A 17,447-nucleotide genomic window follows, 5' to 3' on the forward strand; every position below is an offset into this window, starting at 1 on the left:
ATCGGCGGGAAAAAGCGTAAATAGCAGGCAAAAAATACCCCAGCAAGCGTGCTGGGGTTTGGTACTTGCAAACATCACGTCAATGATCGGCGTGCTGCGCGGCAAAATCTGGGGTGATTCAGGCGACCCGAACGCTGTTCATCTGCATCACACTTCTCATCGCTTCCACCACATCACTATCTACGCAATAGCGACTGAACTCATCGGTTTCAGCTTCAGAACACATTGAAACACCGGCTTTTCGGTAACGCATCGGCGATACCACAAGGTGGCTGGCCGAGCTGTGAACTTCACGAATGCCCATATCGAGAAACTTCTGTAGGTTACTCAGGCGAACGCCTGCACCTGCCATGATAATAGGACCTTCACTGAGATCATTTAGTTCCTTCAACAATGCAATTCCGTTTTCCGCGCTTTGCTGCTGGCCTGAAGTCAGAATGCGCGCGACGCCGAGATCGGTCAACTCCTTCAATGCACGTTTAGGACTATGGCACAGGTCAAATGCACGATGGAATGTCACTGAAACGCCGTCGCACAGCGCCATGATTTGCCGCATTTGCGCATGGTTGATGTGGGCATCTTCATCCAGCATTCCCACCACCAGCCCCGGAAAGCCCAATTCACGGATCAACGCCACATCCGATTTCATTACTTCAAATTCGCGGGCGGTATAGCAAAAATCGCCACCGCGCGGCCTGACAATCGGATGAACCGGAATCGAAAGTTCGCGTCGGGCTGCTTCCAGCGTCCCAGCCGAGGGTGTTAATCCCCCTTCACGCGGCGCTGCGCACAGCTCAACGCGATCGGCTCCAGCCTGCTGCGCGGTCATTGCGCAATCCACGCCGTAACAACAAATTTCCAGTTTGGTCATTCTCTTCTCCTTTACATGACGTCTGGTTCGAACCAAGTTCATCGGTTAGTCTGACTGCTGGAATGATTTTACGCGGAAAGGTAACTATGGCATTCAATTTTGACCAACGGATAGACCGTCGTCACAGCGATAGCCTTAAATGGCACAAATATGCGGACCAGGACATTCTGCCATTGTGGGTAGCTGATACTGATTTCCGTTCGCCCGAGTGCATTATCGACGCGATCAAAGCCCGCGTTGAACATGGAATTTTTGGCTATGGCGATAAGCCAAACGGTTTGATTGATATTGCCGTTCAGCGCTTCGCCTCGCGCTATCAGTGGCACGTCGATCCGGCATGGATCGTTCCATTACCGGGCGTCGTCAGCGGGTTAAATATTTCGGTTCGCGCGTTTACCGCAGCCGATGAAATCACCGTTGCGCCAACGCCCATTTATCCGCCCTTTCGCGGTGCTGCCAAACTCGCTGAACGCGGCCAGCTGAATCTGCCGTTAGTGCTTAACGAGCATCGTTGGGTCATGGACATTGATGCCGCCAACCAACAGATGAGTGGCAAAGAGAAATTACTGATGCTGTGTAACCCACAGAATCCTGGCGGAACTGTCTATCGTCGTGATGAACTGGAAGCGCAGCTTGCTTTTGCTCAGCAACATGATTTGATTGTTTGCACCGATGAAATTCACTGCGATTTATTGCTGGAACCGGGCGTGCAGCACATTCCTTTCGCCTCGCTCAGTGAAGATGCCGCGCAGCGCAGCATTACGCTTATTTCCCCCTCAAAAACCTTCAACATCGCCGGATTGGGCGCTTCACTGGCGATCATTCCTAATGCTGAATTACGTGCCCGCTTCAATCGCGTGCGTCAGGGCATTGTCCCTTCCGTGGATATTCTGTCGCTGGTTGCTGCCGAAGCCGCGTGGCGGGACGACGATGCGTGGTTAGAAGCACAACTCGTCTATTTACGGCGTAATCGCGACTGGCTGGTCGAGCAGGTTAATGCGCTGCCGGGCCTGACGATGACATCACCCGAAGCCACCTATTTGGGTTGGATCGATGCCAGCGCACTCAACGTCGCCAGCCCGGCGCTCTATTTTGAAAAATATGGACTTGGCTTTTCACCAGGTCGTGACTTTGGCGATGATAAGTTTGTACGGCTGAATTTTGGCTGCACCCGTGCGCTGCTGGAAGAAGCGGTAGTGCGGCTGGGCAAAGCCGTCAACGCCCGCGTTTAATCTGCCTCGCTGGCGACAATCTCTTCCAGTCGCCACGGATGAAACTTTATTGTGGTTTGCCCATCTGTTACCGCTAAGGTCGGGTTGGGCAAACGCTCATTTTCTCCTTTCGGCGAACTGGTTTTAAATGAGATGCCCGGCTGCGTTAGCGCGTCATCTGATAACAGCGCCATCGCTCGCATGCCCAGCGTTTCAGGTTCGCCGCGCAGGACGATTTCAACATGTTCCCACCCTTCATGACGATAGCGTTTTTCACCTGGCCAAGGCAGTTCAATCACGTCCAGTTGCCAGCCAGCGACCTGAATGGGCTGATGTAACTTAAACAGGCAAATCGGCCGGCCGTTGATCATCGCTTCAGAAAACTGGCAGCCAATTTGTAAAAAACCCTGCTTCCAGCGCTCTGCCGTTGCGTTTTGGTGACAACGAACAGCAATGTGATCAGATTCGAGATCGCCTAATGAGAGACCTAAGCGTTCAGAAAAACTCTCTAACGATTTCTCGAATCGCACTAAATCTGCCTTTAAATCGTCTAATTGTGGGGGGAAAGTGCTCTTCACTGCGTAAAATCTCCTTAAATAATGCAATATTTCTAATCAATATAACATGCTGTCAGCGCTGAGTTAGGGACACCAAAAGCGTAGGATTCATCCGATTTGACGCGTAAATTGCCGCAAAAGGATATAAACAGACCTTTTAATTCGGATTTATCCTCTCTTTAGGTCCAGCAGTTTCTGGATGAAAACACCTTAACTACATGTTTTGTATCAGCTTCTTTAATACAATGAGATAAGTCTTATTTGGGCAGAGAACAATTGCAGCCATGCGGTCTTTCTTATAAATTTGACCTAACACAACTCAAAGGAATAGCTCAATGACCATGCTAATTGTTGTCGCAGTCCTAATCGCACTGATGGGATTTGCTATTTCCCGCCATTGGAAGGTGCGTGAAGACAAAAGTGTTAAAAATCCTCGCCGCCATCTGCGCCGTCGTTAAATCAAGCGGGAAACATTTTAGGCTCTGTTTCCCTGCTTTATCCAACTGCTGACGCCCACAGACAATTCACGTATACTTTCCCCCTCATTTTTTTCCGTTTTGTCTGGGTCATTAACGCCAGGCAAGATGATGATGACGGCTCGTCATCGTTCAGACGAGCGTTTTTCAGCATATGAAGGTAACTCGGTGAATATTCAGGCACTTCTTTCCGCAAAAGTCAGTCAGGCAATGGTTTTAGCCGGCGCGCCCGCCGATTGCGAACCTCAGGTTCGTCAGTCAGCCAAGGTTCAGTTTGGTGATTATCAGGCAAACGGCATTATGGCCGTGGCGAAAAAACTGGGACAAGCGCCGCGACAATTAGCTGAGACCGTGTTGCAGAATCTTGATCTGACAGGCATCGCCAGCAAAGTTGAGATTGCCGGACCGGGCTTCATCAATATTTTCCTTGACCGTCAATGGCTGGCTGAAAACGCTAAGCAAGCGCTGCGTTTGCCTCGTTTAGGCGTGACGCTGGCTGAACCTCAAACTATCGTGATCGATTACTCTGCGCCCAATGTCGCGAAAGAGATGCACGTTGGTCACGTGCGCTCCACCATCATCGGTGATGCCGCCGTACGCACGCTGGAGTTTCTGGGACATAACGTGATTCGTGCTAATCACGTTGGCGACTGGGGAACGCAGTTCGGCATGCTGATCGCCTTTCTTGAGAAGCAGCAGAACGAAGATCATGCAGAAATGGCGCTGGCAGATCTGGAAGAGTTTTATCGTGAAGCGAAACGTACCTATGACGAAGATCCTGCGTTTGCCGAGCGTGCACGTGGTTACGTGGTAAAACTGCAAGGTGGCGATGCCTATTGCCGTGAGATGTGGAAGAAGCTGGTCGACATCACCATGAGTCAGAACCAGAAAATTTATGACCGTCTGAACGTGACGCTGAGCCGTAAAGATGTCATGGGTGAAAGCCTCTACAACGATATGCTGCCAGGCATCGTCAGCGATCTGAAAGAGAAAGGCTTAGCCGTCGAAAGCGAAGGCGCAACCGTGGTGTTTCTGGATGAGTTCCAGAACAAAGAAGGCGATCCCATGGGCGTTATCATCCAGAAAAAGGATGGCGGATACCTTTACACCACTACCGATATTGCCTGTGCCAAATACCGTTATGAAACACTGCATGCCGATCGTGTGCTGTATTACATCGATTCTCGTCAGCATCAGCATCTGCTGCAAGCATGGACTATCGTGCGTAAAGCGGGTTATGTCCCGGAGAATGTGCCGCTTGAGCACCATGCGTTTGGCATGATGTTAGGTAAAGATGGACGTCCTTTCAAAACGCGTAGCGGCGGCACCATTAAACTCGCCGATCTGCTGGATGAAGCTTATCAGCGTGCTTACACGCTGGTGCGTGAGAAAAATCCCGAGATGCGTGAAGAAGAGGTGAAACAGCTGGCGGAAATCGTCGGTATTGGCGCCGTGAAATACGCTGACCTGTCGAAAAGCCGTACCACGGATTACATCTTCGACTGGGATAACATGCTGGCCTTTGAAGGCAATACTGCCCCGTACTTGCTGTATGCCTACACTCGCGTGCTGTCGGTCTTCCGCAAAGCGGGTATCGATGCAGAAACGCTGGATGCCGATCTGTTTATCACTGAAGATCGCGAAGCGCTGCTGGCGACCCGCTTGTTGCAGTTCGAAGAAGTGATCACCCAAGTCGCGCGTGATGGTACGCCGCATGTGATGTGTGCTTACTTGTATGACCTCGCGGGTCTCTTCTCTGGCTTCTATGAGCATTGCCCCATTCTCAGCGCGGAAGAAGAACGTACCCGCCTGAGCCGTTTGCAGCTAGCGGCGCTTACTGCTAAAACCTTGCAGCAAGGTCTCGATACCTTGGGTATCCAAACCGTCGAACGTATGTAAACACAAAAAAACCCCGCTTCGGCGGGGTTTTTTATGCATTTCACCGCGTCTTAGCGGTAGTTCACCATCACTTCACTGCTCACCACGCGCAAGCCCGGCGGCAAACGTCCCGTACCGGCAAAACCAAATACCATATGCAAGGTTTCGTCTGCCGACAGATGCGCCAGGCCGCGAGTGCTGCCGCTGCCTCCGTCAAGCGAAGTGCAGCGCTGCGCTGCGCACAGCTTCACTTCCAGTCCCGCTGGCGCAGGTTTGCTGAGTTGATAACGCCAGTTCACAACGTCGATATAACCGTCTGTATTTTTCGGCGGCAGTAAAGGCTGCGAACGTTGCCAGCCGCCTCGATTCGCCAACAGCGGGCCATTAGCGCTCGCGTGCCATGCGCCGCCCGCAGCCTGGGAACAAAGCGGTAACATGCACAGCAGCCACAGCCAGCGTTTCATTATTTGCCTCCAATGGTCGCCGTCATGCGAATTTGGCGATTGTCGCTCAGCTCCATGTTTGACAGCACCACCAGTTGCGGCAGATTGCGGCGCAGGAAGCGCGCCAGCAACGCACGTAGCGGATGATTCACCAACAATACTGGCGGCGCGCCCAGCATCTCCTGGCGTTGCAATGCATCTTGCGCCTGGCTTAACAGACGATCGGCAAGGCCCGGTTCAAGTCCACCCCCGCCTTGTAACGCCTGTAATAACAAGCGCTCTAACGTAGCGTCCAGACCAATAACCTGCACTTCATCATTACCCGGGAACCACTGCTGCGTAATCGCGCGGCCCAAGGCTACGCGTACGACACTGGTGAGTTCTTGTGGATCGTTCTGAATCGGCGCATGTTCCGCCAGCGTTTCAATAATGGTGCGCATATCGCGAATCGATACACGTTCTATCAGCAAGTTTTGCAGTACTTTGTGCATCGTGGTCAGGGAGATCACGCCTGGCACTAAATCTTCAGTGAGTTTCGGCATCTCTTGCGTTACGCGATCCAACAACTGCTGCGCTTCCTGACGACCAAACAGCTCGCTGGCGTATTGACCAATCAGATGATTCAGATGCGTAGCGACCACGGTACTGGCTTCAACTACGGTAAAGCCCTGAATCTGCGCCTGCTCTTTCAGCGCACTGTCAATCCAGATTGCTGCCAGACCAAAGGCGGGATCCACCGTGGCTTCGCCCGGCAAAGTCCCTGCCGCCGTGCCTGGGTTAATCGCCATCCAACGTCCTGGATAAGCATCACCGCTGCCAATTTCCACACCTTTCATCAGAATACGGTAGCGCGCAGGCGGCAGTTCCATGTTGTCACGGATATGCACCACCGGCGGCAAGAAGCCAACATCCTGCGCCACTTTTTTACGAATACTGCGGATACGGCCTAACAGCTCGCCATTTTGCAGGTGATCGACCATCGGAATCAGGCGATAACCCACTTCCATGCCCAGCGTGTCCTCCAGTTGCACGTCAGTCCAGGACGCTTCCGCAGTCGCTGCGGTTGCCGGGGTATTCTGGGTTTTATTGATGCTGTTGGTCGCCTCGGCACTTTTCTTCGGCTGCATTTCACGTCCGCGCAGCCACCACGCCAGACCCAACAGCGCAGCGGTAAACATCAGGAACACCAGATTTGGCATACCCGGCACCAGACCAAGCAGACCGATGACGCCGCCACTCAGCATTAATACCCGGGGATCCTTGAACAGTTGGCCAACCATCTGCTCGCCAACATCCTGATCGGTCGCTACACGCGTTACGATAACACCCGCTGCCGTTGAAATGACCAGTGCGGGGATCTGTGCAACCAGGCCGTCACCGATAGTCAACAGCGTGTACGTTTCACCCGCATGACCGACATCCATACCATGCTGCACCACACCCACCAACAGGCCGCCGATCACGTTAATCACCATGATCATGATGCCCGCGATAGCATCACCACGCACAAACTTACTGGCACCGTCCATCGAACCATAGAAGTCCGCTTCTTGCGTCACTTCCATACGACGGCGTTTGGCTTCCTCTTCACCAATCAAACCCGCGTTGAGGTCGGCATCAATCGCCATCTGCTTGCCGGGCATCCCGTCAAGCACGAAGCGCGCGCCCACTTCGGCGATACGGCCCGCACCTTTGGTGATAACCATAAAGTTAATGATCACCAAAATGATGAAGACCACGATACCGATGGCGAAGTTACCGCCCACCAGGAAGTGGCCAAACGCTTCCACCACCCGGCCCGCTGCCGCCCCGCCGGTATGCCCTTCCATCAGGATGATACGGGTTGAGGCGACGTTCAGCGCCAGTCGCAGTAAGGTAGAGAACAGCAGAATGGTAGGGAACGCCGCGAACTCCAGCGTGCGCTGGGTAAACATCGCCACCAGCAGCACCATGATGGAGAGCGCGATATTAAAGGTAAACAACAGGTCGAGGATGAACGGTGGCAGAGGCAACACCATCATCGACAGAATCATCAGGATCAGCACCGGACCGGCTAATACCTGCCATTGCATATCTTTAAAGTTTCCCGGTAAACGCAATTTTGCGGCCAGATTAGCCATCGTTTCTGTTCTCTCCTGCAAAGTCCATATCTACCGGAACCGGCAGATCTTTTGGTTTGGTTGGGATGAGGCCGCCTTCGCGTTTCCAGCGACGCAACTGCCAAACCCACGCCAGCACTTCCGCCACCGCCGCATACAGCGCGCCGGGAATATGTTGACCAATTTCAGTATGACGATACAACGCACGCGCCAGCGGCGGTGCCTCCAAAACCGGGATGCGATGTTCAGCCCCCAGTTCACGAATTCTCAAAGCAATTTCCCCTGCGCCTTTTGCGACGACTTTCGGCGCACTCATTTTTTTCTCGTTATATTGCAGCGCCACAGAATAGTGCGTTGGGTTAGTCACGATGACGTCGGCTTTTGGCACATCAGCCATCATGCGACGGCGCGCAGCGGCGCGCATTTGCTGACGAATACGCCCTTTAACGTGCGGATCGCCCTCTTGTTGTTTGTGTTCATCGCGAATTTCCTGGCGAGACATACGCAGTTTTTTGTAATAGCTGTAGAGCTGCCAAAAAACGTCATAACCCACCATCGGCACCAGCCCAAGGATCACTAATGCACAGCACACCGCAATCATATCCATGCCGTGAATCAGCGCGCTGGTTGGCGACTCGCTGATTAAACGCAGCATTTCCGGCCAGTGTGACAAGATGTACCAAACGCCTACCGACCCCACCAGGATGGTTTTCAAAATCCCTTTAAACAGTTCAGTCCAGGCCTGCGCGGCAAACATGCGCTTAAAACCTGGCAACGGATTGAGCTTGGTGAAATCAACTTTGATCGACTTGCCGCTGAAGACGATACCGCCAAGCAGCATCGGAGAAGCAATCGCCACTAACACCAAACCACCCATTAAAGGCAGCAGCGCCAGAATTGCCTGGCCGATCAGGCTACTGATATGGGCAATGATGATTTTGTCATCCGTCACCATGCCATGGTCAAAATGGAGACCCGCAGCCACCATGCCCGCTAATCGATGCGCCATCATGTTGCCGCCCATCCACAGGATCATGATGCCAGCCAGCAGCATTAACAGTGACGTCAGCTCGCGCGAACGCGGAATATCACCTTCCTCACGCGCTTTCTCAAGTCGGTGGGGCGAGGGCGATTCTGTTTTGTCCTCGTCGCTATCAGCCACGAAAAACCTCGGTGGAGTGGAATTCTGAGCATAGGATGCCAAATTTGAGTTTGGTTAAAGCGGGGATAAGACGCGCAAAAGCGCTGTTCTTTTGCGGATGGAAAAGAGATGGGATGAAAGTCCGCCGTTAAGCGGACCTTTCTAACTGCCGGTGTGACGTTAAGCCTGAACGACTTAACGCCACACTGGGAGGTAAAACACCCTTAGCAAAATCAAAAGCCTAAGCTATCCAGTAAATCATCAACCTGATCCTGGTTCGCGACCACGCCCGGTGCATCGGAGTGAATCTGCGGCCCGTTCAGCAGGCTGGTGCCTTCCTGACGCTTCTCGGCGCTGACTTCAGGCATGTTTTCCAGCAGCACCATTAATAACTGGCGCTCAATTTCCTGAATCACATCCATCATGCGCTTGATCACCTGACCGGTAAGGTCCTGGAAATCCTGCGCCATCATGATTTCGAGCAGCTGCTTGTTGGTAAAGGACGTGTGACCTGGCACGGCACCGAGGTATTCGCGCGTATCCGTCACCAACTCACGTGCATCGGCCAGTTCGATTGGGTTTTCAAACCATGCATCCCAACGCCCTTTCAGCTGGGTTGCGCCGGCTTCCATTTTGTCCTGATGCGGTTGTGCCGCTTCCACGCAGTTTAACGCACGGTCAGCGGCCTGCGCCGTCATTTGAACCACATAGTCCAGACGATCACGGGCATCAGGAATTGCTTCGGCGGCTTCGGCAATGGCTTGATCAAGCCCCAGCTCGCGCAGACTTTCACGCAACATACGCGTGAGCGAGCCAATGCGGCTAATAATGTCGTGTGCCGAGGCATCCTCAGTTGATTTCGGAAGGTCGCTCATCACATCTCCTTACAGGCCCAGTTTTTCGAAAATCTTGCCCAATTTCTCTTCAAGCGTCGCCGCAGTGAACGGCTTAACGACATAGCCGCTGGCACCGGCCTGCGCGGCAGCAATGATGTTCTCTTTCTTCGCTTCCGCGGTGACCATCAAAACTGGCAGGCTGCTCATCGCTGCATCTGCACGGATAGTTTGCAACAGTTGCAGACCATCCATATTCGGCATGTTCCAGTCGGAGATGACAAAGTCAAAGCCACCTGCACGCAGTTTAGCCAGCGCATCAACGCCATCTTCTGCTTCTTCTACGTTATTAAAGCCCAGCTCTTTTAGCAGGTTACGCACAATACGACGCATCGTGTTGAAGTCGTCTACCACTAAAAAGCGCATGTTTTTATCAGCCATATCTACTCCTGTGTTATCTCGCCCGGCAGGACGGGCCTGTTAAATACGCAATGCCTGTCCGGCGCTAATTTTCGCCAGCATATGCTGACTGATGTTGCTTAAATCCACGACTTCGCTCACGCCGCCTGCGGCAATTGCCTCACGCGGCATGCCAAATACCACACAGCTGGCTTCGCTTTGGGCGATGGTCCAGGCGCCAGCACGATGCATTTCCAGCATCCCCGCCGCGCCGTCGTTGCCCATCCCGGTGAGAATCACGCCCACCGCGTTGCGTCCAGCGTTACTCGCCACCGATCTAAACAGCACATCTACTGACGGTTTGTGCCGATTAACCGGTGGCCCTTCATTGAGTTTCACCACATAGTTAGCGCCGCTACGGCCCAACTCCATGTGCATCGCGCCGGGCGCAATATAGGCGTGACCGGGAAGAATTCGCTCACCATCTTCGGCTTCTTTCACCGTGATCTGGCACAGCTTATTCAGGCGTTCAGCAAAAGAGCGGGTAAACCCGGGCGGCATATGCTGAGTAATCAGCAGCGCTGGGCTGGTGGCCGGCAGCGGTTGCAGCACGTGACGAATCGCTTCGGTACCGCCGGTTGACGATCCAATCGCAATCAGCTTTTCGCTGCTCAGCAGCGGCCCCGCTTTCAGCTTGACCGGCACCGGCGTTGAGGTACGCACATGCAATTGCGCTCGCGCCGCCGCACGTATTTTGTCGCCTATCATCTGGCTGTAAGCCAGCATGCCTTCACGAATACCCAACTGCGGTTTGGTGACAAAATCCACCGCGCCCAACTCCAGAGCTCGCAACGTGATTTCCGAGCCTTTACCGGTCAGCGAAGAAACCATCACCACCGGCATTGGACGTAAGCGCATCAACTTTTCCAGAAAGTCGAGCCCATCCATGCGCGGCATTTCTACGTCCAGCGTCAGTACCTGCGGGTTGAACTGCTTAATCAAATCGCGGGCAACTAAAGGATCGGGCGCGGTAGCAACCATCTCCATATCGGGATGACTGTTGATGATTTCCGTCATCAACTGACGCATCAGCGCAGAGTCATCCACGCACATCACGGTGATTTTGCTCATCATCTTTCCTTAGTCAGTCCATAGACGGTTTGCCCACGCAGCCAAAACTCTTTACTGATTTGACTAAAGTTCTCTGAGTGACCAGCAAACAGAATGCCGCCTGGCTTCAACAGCGGGACAAACCGACGCAGAATTTTTTCTTGCGTCTCTTTATCGAAATAGATCATCACGTTGCGGCAGAAAATCGCATCGAACGGCCCCGGCACCTTCCAGTCATTCGCCAGCAAATTAAGCTGGGCGTAGGTGATCGTACTGGCCAGTTCAGACCGTACCCGTACCATGCCTTCATGCGGACCGGTGCCGCGCAGGAAAAAGCGCTGCAACTGCGCCGGTGACAACGTGCGTAACTCTTCATGGCGATAAACACCTGCCACGGCTTTCTCTAAAACCTGCGTATCGATATCGCTGGCATGGACCTGAAATTTACCCGGCCCGCTACCCAGCGTTTCAGCCAGCGTCATGGCGATTGAGTAAGGTTCTTCGCCGGTAGACGCAGCGGTACTCCAGACATTGAAACTGCCCTGCCGCTTACGTGCATGTTCAGCGAGGATAGGAAAATGGTGCGCCTCGCGGAAAAACGCCGTCAGGTTGGTGGTTAATGCATTAATAAATGCCTGCCATTCAGCGCTGTTAGGATCGTGTTCCAGCAACGCCAGATAACGACCAAAATCATCTATGTTCAGCGTGCGCAGGCGGCGAACCAAACGGTTGTAAACCATTTCGCGCTTGTGATCGGCCAGCACAATACCTGCTCGTTGATAAATCAACTGGCTGATACGACGAAAATGCGTATCTGAGAGCGGTAAACGCTGAACCATTTGCGACAGCAGCGTCGTCGCCTCACTTTGATCCAATAACGTCGATTTCTTCATTTCTGCACCTGGCACTGAACTAAACACATTAACGATCTGCTGCTATGCCCAACCCTGTTTCAGGGCTGGGCCATCCAGGCGATTAAAAGGTTTCCCAGTTATCGTCACTACGAGAACCAGACTGACGGGCAACCGCCAGCGGCGCATCCAATCGGAGAGTTTTTGGCGCCGTTGTCTTGTTAACGGCCTGGGCGACAAATTCTTTACCAATATTGAACACTGATACGGCTTGTTTTAAGTTGCTGGCCTGATCTTCCAGGGCTGCGGCCGCCGCTGCGGACTCTTCAACCAGCGAGGCGTTCTGCTGCGTGACGCGGTCCATTTCAGTCACGGCAAGGCCAACCTGGTCGATACCGCGGCTTTGTTCGTCAGATGCAGAGGCGATCTCGCCCATGATGTCGGTAACGCGCGTCACCGCGCTGACGATCTCGCTCATGGTGTCGCCAGCGCTTTCCACCAGCACCGAACCGGTATTAACGCGGCTCACGGAATCTTCAATCAACCCTTTGATCTCTTTTGCAGCCTGCGCACTACGCTGCGCCAGGCTGCGTACTTCACCGGCAACCACCGCAAAGCCACGACCCTGTTCACCGGCACGTGCGGCTTCCACAGCGGCGTTCAGGGCGAGGATGTTGGTCTGGAAGGCGATACCATCAATCACGCTGGTAATGTCCGCGATTTTCTTCGAGCTACCGGCGATTTCCTTCATCGTAGTGACCACGCCATCCACCACTTTGCCGCCCTGCTGCGCGGTTTCGGAGGCGTTAAGGGCCAGTTGCGAAGCCTGACGCGCATTTTCCGCGTTCTGCTTCACCGTCGCAGTCAGCTGCTCCATGCTGGCAGCGGTCTGCTCCAGCGAGGCCGCTTGTTGCTCGGTACGTGAAGAGAGATCGTTATTACCTACGGCGATTTCGCTGGCACCGGTATAGATCGCATCGGAACCATCACGCACCGTCCGTACAGTGCGCACCAGCTCTTGCTGCATATTTTGCAATGAGCTCAGTAATTCACCGATTTCGTTACGCACGGTAACGTCAATGGACTGAGTCAGATCACCACGCGCAATATGCTGAATATGTTCCATGCTCTGTTTCAGCGGGCGAATGAGTACGCTGCGCATCACATTCCACACCAGCACAATCACCAAAAGCGTGACGAACAATGTGCCAATCACGATAGAGATAGATCGTTGATAAGCGTCGTTATTGGCTTCCACACCGCGCTTGGCGAGCACCAGGTTGTAACGCATCCACGCGTCGTAATCTGTCTGGAATTTGTCCTGGTAACTTTGCGTAGGCTGGTCAATAAATCCTTTGAAGTTGCCGCTGTTCAAAAACACGATCAGCTCAGCCAGCGCATCGTGATACGCCTTGTAGTTAGCTTGCAGCGTCAACACGTTTTCTGCGGTTTTGCCTTTTTCTGACAGGTTGGCGTTGAAGGTATCGAAGCCCTGTTCTGCGCGTTTTAATTCGCTGCTGGCCAGCGCCACTAACTCTTTAACGCTGGCACCGGAACCGGACATTTGTGCATCTTGCAGATAGCGGATCCCGGCACGGTTCAGGGTGTTACGTGCCTGAACCAGTGATACCCATGAGGTGCCCATCGCCTGCTGTAAGGTGCTCAGACGTTGGTTATAAGCGAAGTTCTCTTTGTCAGAACTTACCGTTTTGAAAAACATTCCCCCGGAAAACAGCTGTAGCAAGGCAAATAATGCCAGCACGCACAGCAGGCCGGAGACAACTCGTACTCGACTAAACATAAACACCTCATTGGTTGCGATTCACTTCTGTTTATCGGCGCGAGTGAAGGGAACTTTATGTGCGGCGGCACGGATTGGACCCGCCGCCGCCGAAAGGAGATACCGAGGTTATGTGCGAACCGTTTTAAACACCGAAACGGCCTGCGTTAATGCGCTGGCTTGCTGTTCAAGTGCCGCCGCCGCCGCCGCAGATTGTTCAACCAGCGAGGCGTTTTGCTGGGTCACGCGATCCATTTCAGTCACCGCCTGGCCCACCTGCTCAATGCCGCGACTCTGCTCGTCAGACGCAGAGGCGATTTCACCCATGATGTCGGTTACGCGTGTCACCGCGCCGACGATGTCACTCATGGTGCTACCGGCGCTTTCCACCTGTAACGAACCGCTGTTGACGCGAGCCACCGAGTCTTCGATCAAGCCTTTGATCTCTTTCGCTGCCTGGGCGCTGCGCTGCGCCAGACTGCGGACTTCACCGGCCACCACGGCAAAACCCCGGCCCTGCTCACCGGCGCGAGCCGCTTCTACTGCCGCGTTGAGTGCAAGGATGTTGGTCTGGAAAGCAATGCCATCAATCACGCTGATAATGTCGGCGATTTTCTTCGAACTGCCGGCAATCTCTTTCATGGTACTGACCACACCATCCACTACTTTGCCGCCCTGCTGTGCCGTTTCAGATGCCGTCAGTGCCAATTGCGAGGCCTGACGGGCGTTGTCGGCGTTCTGTTTTACCGTTGCGGTAAGCTGTTCCATGCTGGCAGCCGTTTGCTCCAGCGAGGCCGCTTGCTCTTCGGTGCGCGCAGAAAGGTCGTTATTTCCTGCCGCGATTTCGCTCGCACCGGTAAAAATTGCGTCAGAGCCGTCGCGCACATCACTGACGGTGTTCATCAGCGACTGCTGCATTTCCTGCAAACCTGCCGCCAGCTGGCTCATTTCATTGCGCCCTTCCACGCTAATCGGTTGGGTTAAATCGCCCGCAGCGATAGCGCGAATATGCTCCAGCACCCGATGCAGCGGCTGAATCAAAACCTGACGCAGACCAAACCAGCATGCAGCGATTACCGCAATCACCGAGGCCGCCACAATACCCAGCAACCACATCATCTGCGTAAAGGCTTTTTGGTTCTGTAATAAACCTTGCTCAGAAAGCTCAGTCTGTTTTGCACGCCATTCGCTGTAGCTGACTTTCATGTCGTTCTGTTTCTGTTCGATGTTCTGTTTGAACATCCCTTCCAGATCGTTGGCCTGCAAACGTTCCAGCATCGCTTTTAAGCCATCATGGTAATTTGCGTAATCCGCCTCGAGGCGATCGCGTATAACGTTATCGAACCCTGGCGTGCCCGGTAAGTTGTAATAAACCTGGAAAGAGCGATCGGCTACTGCCAGCTGTTGTTTTGCCTGATTAATCAGGTCATTTAGATTGCCGCCGTTGATTTTCGACGCCATGTTGGTTTGCAAACGCAACATCGCGCGGTTGAGCACAGTGCGCGTCTGGTTAAGTTCGATCCACGCATCGCTCATTGCTGTGACGTTACGTGTTGAGATTTGCGACAGTGCGAAGGCTTCTTTATCTTTGTTTAAAGCCGACCAAAACAGGCTGCCCGAAAGTAACTGTAAAGCGCCAAAAATCACCAAGACTGCGATCAGGCTGGTCACCACTTTTATTCGTTTCAACATCTTTTTCCCCGGAAAATTGGTTAAGGTGCAGCGGCTATATCGGCGCTGAAATGGGATTTGTTAGTGGGTTTTCCCTGTTTTACAAAACAACTGACTTTTGTAATTAATCTAAGTAGTCGTTTATTTTGTGTGGGTATTTGCGGCGGGATGGGTAATGCGTTCAGGGAAGGCGTGAGAAGACATGTTAAAAACAAACGGCACGTTGCGGTTATGAAGGTGGGAAGCTCGGTCGCGGCGTAAAGCGTCCGCCACAGGGCGCTGTTTATGCCATCTTTACGCAGTGGCCCGTGCTTTTCGTCTGAAAAGCACGGGATGTTGAATGCGATGCGAGTGTAAAATCCCGCATCACGGTACTAAAGAGAATGCTTAAAACGTTTCCCAGTTCGTATCATTAACCGGCGTAGTCAATGCTTTACGCGGTGTATTCAACGTAGGCGCAGCAATCGGGATCGGCTTAGTTAACGTCTGAACAGCCTGCTCGCGGCGAACTTTAAACACCGCAACCGATTGACTCAAACGGCTGGCCTGCTCTTCCAGGGAAGCCGCTGCAGCAGCCGATTCTTCTACCAGCGAGGCATTCTGCTGGGTCACGCGATCCATCTCTGTTACCGCCTGGCCTACCTGATCAATACCGCGACTCTGCTCATCTGACGCCGACGCGATTTCACCCATGATATCGGTGACGCGCGTTACCGCGCTGACGATATCACTCATGGTTTCGCCTGCGGTGCCCACTAATGCAGAGCCGGTGTTAACACGATTCACAGAATCTTCGATCAGGCTTTTGATCTCTTTTGCGGCTTGCGCACTGCGCTGGGCCAAATTACGCACTTCACCGGCAACTACGGCAAAACCTCGTCCCTGCTCTCCAGCACGCGCAGCTTCTACGGCAGCGTTCAGTGCCAGAATATTAGTCTGGAAGGCGATGCCATCGATCACGCTGGTAATATCCGCAATTTTCTTGGAACTTCCGGCGATATCGCTCATGGTTTTCACCACGCCATCCACCACATTACCGCCTTTCTGCGCGGTTTCTGAGGCGCTCAGCGCCAGTTTGGATGCCTGACGTGCATTTTCAGCATTCTGCTTCACGGTCGCGGTGAGTTGCTCCATGCTGGCAGCGGTTTGCTCCAGCGAAGCGGCCTGTTCCTCTGTACGCGCAGAGAGATCGTTGTTACCGGCTGAGATTTCGCTCGCGCCCGTAAAAATGGCATCTGAACCGTCTCGCACGTTGCTCACAGTGCGCACCAGCGACTGCTGCATTTCATGCAGACTCGCGGCTAACTGACTCATTTCATTGCGCCCTTCCACCACAATAGATTGGGTCAAATCACCCTGAGCAATGTGTTGGATATGGGTGATATTGCTGTTTAGCGGATTGATCAGCACGCGGCGCATCCCGACCCAACACAACGCAATAATAATAATAACCAGCGCTGTGATGAGACCGAGGATCCCTAACATGCGATCGTAAGCATGGGCGTTTTCTTCGACACCCGCAGCGGTCAGACGGTTTTGATCGGTACGCCAGTCGGTATAAATTTTCAGGAAAGCGCTCTGGCTCGGTGCAACGGGCGCTTTAGCCGCACCGTCCATATCTTCAGCCATCAACGCTGAATGCAGTTGACCTAACGCAGCAGCATACGCGGCGTAGGATTCATCCAGCTGATTATTGAGCTGGGTATTTTGTCCCGGCGTATCTGGCGTGGTTTTAAAGGTTTTATAGAAGCTAGCGCCACGCTCCTGAAAACGTTGGCTGTCGCTAAACAACGCTTCAACATCGGCCTCTTTACCGGACAGTTTGCTGGTTGCCATACGAAGCTGAACGCGAGTCAATGCAACGCGACTCTGGTTAAGGTTCATATAAGCATCATTTAGCGCATCAGTATTTTTGCTCGCTAACTGTGACACCGCGAAACTCTGCTTATCGTGGCTTAGCGCTTTATAAAAAATTGAGCCGGAAATGAGCTGCAACAAGCCGAACATCAGTAACACCAGCAGTAAACTGGTTACAACACGGACTTTTGATAACATGATTGACCCTGAAAAAGTGTGTAATAAAAGACGAACGAATTATCGGCAAGCAGAGAGAAGAAATTAGAGAGA

At 53.1% G+C, this 17,447-nt stretch carries 15 protein-coding genes; 3 read left to right on the forward strand and 12 right to left on the reverse strand.

Annotated features, from left to right (window positions below):
* Positions 1–118: 118 nt before the first annotated feature.
* Positions 119–871, reverse strand: a complete 753-nt coding sequence (cutC, locus tag ACF2G4_RS06715) for a copper homeostasis protein CutC (RefSeq protein WP_215846590.1) — start codon at positions 869–871, stop codon at positions 119–121.
* A gap of 86 nt (positions 872–957) precedes the next feature.
* On the opposite strand from cutC, the gene ACF2G4_RS06720 reads away from it, so the two are divergent.
* Positions 958–2,103: a MalY/PatB family protein gene (locus ACF2G4_RS06720; protein WP_409075733.1), complete on the forward strand. Its 1,146-nt coding sequence runs from the start codon at positions 958–960 to the stop codon at positions 2,101–2,103.
* Here the strand turns inward: ACF2G4_RS06720 and ACF2G4_RS06725 are convergent.
* The gene (locus ACF2G4_RS06725; protein ID WP_243077708.1) at positions 2,100–2,660 is read right to left on the reverse strand and encodes a VOC family protein; all 561 of its coding nucleotides are present in this window, start codon (positions 2,658–2,660) and stop codon (positions 2,100–2,102) included. The genes ACF2G4_RS06720 and ACF2G4_RS06725 overlap by 4 nt on opposite strands.
* Before the next feature lie 314 nt (positions 2,661–2,974).
* Between ACF2G4_RS06725 and ACF2G4_RS06730 the strand changes: the two genes are divergently transcribed.
* Both ACF2G4_RS06730 and argS read left to right on the forward strand, forming a co-directional pair.
* On the forward strand, positions 2,975–3,097 hold the full coding sequence (locus ACF2G4_RS06730) for a hypothetical protein (protein WP_256449270.1): 123 nt from the start codon (positions 2,975–2,977) through the stop codon (positions 3,095–3,097).
* Positions 3,098–3,283: 186 nt separating this feature from the next.
* A complete protein-coding gene (argS, locus tag ACF2G4_RS06735; protein ID WP_409075957.1) occupies positions 3,284–5,014 on the forward strand; it encodes an arginine--tRNA ligase in 1,731 nt (576 codons plus the stop codon).
* 50 nt (positions 5,015–5,064) lie between these two features.
* Here argS and ACF2G4_RS06740 read toward each other — a convergent pair whose 3' ends face one another.
* The 10 genes from ACF2G4_RS06740 to ACF2G4_RS06785 form a co-directional block, all read right to left on the reverse strand.
* A complete protein-coding gene (locus ACF2G4_RS06740) occupies positions 5,065–5,457 on the reverse strand; it encodes a flagellar protein FlhE (protein ID WP_215846587.1) in 393 nt (130 codons plus the stop codon).
* The gene (gene flhA / locus ACF2G4_RS06745) at positions 5,457–7,556 is read right to left on the reverse strand and encodes a flagellar biosynthesis protein FlhA (RefSeq protein ID WP_215846586.1); all 2,100 of its coding nucleotides are present in this window, start codon (positions 7,554–7,556) and stop codon (positions 5,457–5,459) included. Before flhA ends, ACF2G4_RS06740 begins: the two co-directional genes overlap by 1 nt.
* Positions 7,549–8,697: a flagellar biosynthesis protein FlhB gene (gene flhB / locus ACF2G4_RS06750; protein WP_243077707.1), complete on the reverse strand. Its 1,149-nt coding sequence runs from the start codon at positions 8,695–8,697 to the stop codon at positions 7,549–7,551. Before flhB ends, flhA begins: the two co-directional genes overlap by 8 nt.
* Positions 8,698–8,909: 212 nt before the next feature.
* Complete coding sequence (gene cheZ, locus ACF2G4_RS06755) at positions 8,910–9,551, reverse strand: protein phosphatase CheZ (protein WP_215846585.1); 642 nt, start codon at positions 9,549–9,551, stop codon at positions 8,910–8,912.
* 9 nt (positions 9,552–9,560) lie between these two features.
* On the reverse strand, positions 9,561–9,950 hold the full coding sequence (cheY, locus tag ACF2G4_RS06760; RefSeq protein ID WP_215846584.1) for a chemotaxis response regulator CheY: 390 nt from the start codon (positions 9,948–9,950) through the stop codon (positions 9,561–9,563).
* 39 nt (positions 9,951–9,989) lie between these two features.
* Positions 9,990–11,039 (reverse strand): chemotaxis response regulator protein-glutamate methylesterase, encoded by a 1,050-nt coding sequence (locus ACF2G4_RS06765; protein ID WP_215848260.1) that lies wholly within the window; start codon positions 11,037–11,039, stop codon positions 9,990–9,992.
* Complete coding sequence (gene cheR / locus ACF2G4_RS06770) at positions 11,039–11,911, reverse strand: protein-glutamate O-methyltransferase CheR (RefSeq protein WP_215846583.1); 873 nt, start codon at positions 11,909–11,911, stop codon at positions 11,039–11,041. The genes ACF2G4_RS06765 and cheR overlap by 1 nt, the downstream gene beginning before the upstream one ends.
* A gap of 82 nt (positions 11,912–11,993) precedes the next feature.
* Positions 11,994–13,670 (reverse strand): methyl-accepting chemotaxis protein, encoded by a 1,677-nt coding sequence (locus ACF2G4_RS06775; protein ID WP_215846582.1) that lies wholly within the window; start codon positions 13,668–13,670, stop codon positions 11,994–11,996.
* A gap of 108 nt (positions 13,671–13,778) precedes the next feature.
* Positions 13,779–15,341, reverse strand: coding sequence for a methyl-accepting chemotaxis protein (locus tag ACF2G4_RS06780; RefSeq protein WP_409075734.1), 1,563 nt, complete (start codon positions 15,339–15,341; stop codon positions 13,779–13,781).
* Between the two features lie 366 nt (positions 15,342–15,707).
* Positions 15,708–17,375 (reverse strand): methyl-accepting chemotaxis protein, encoded by a 1,668-nt coding sequence (locus ACF2G4_RS06785; protein WP_409075735.1) that lies wholly within the window; start codon positions 17,373–17,375, stop codon positions 15,708–15,710.
* Positions 17,376–17,447 lie beyond the last annotated feature (72 nt).

This window comes from Pantoea phytostimulans, from assembly GCF_046118715.1.
Classification (GTDB): Bacteria; Pseudomonadota; Gammaproteobacteria; order Enterobacterales; family Enterobacteriaceae; genus Pantoea; species Pantoea phytostimulans.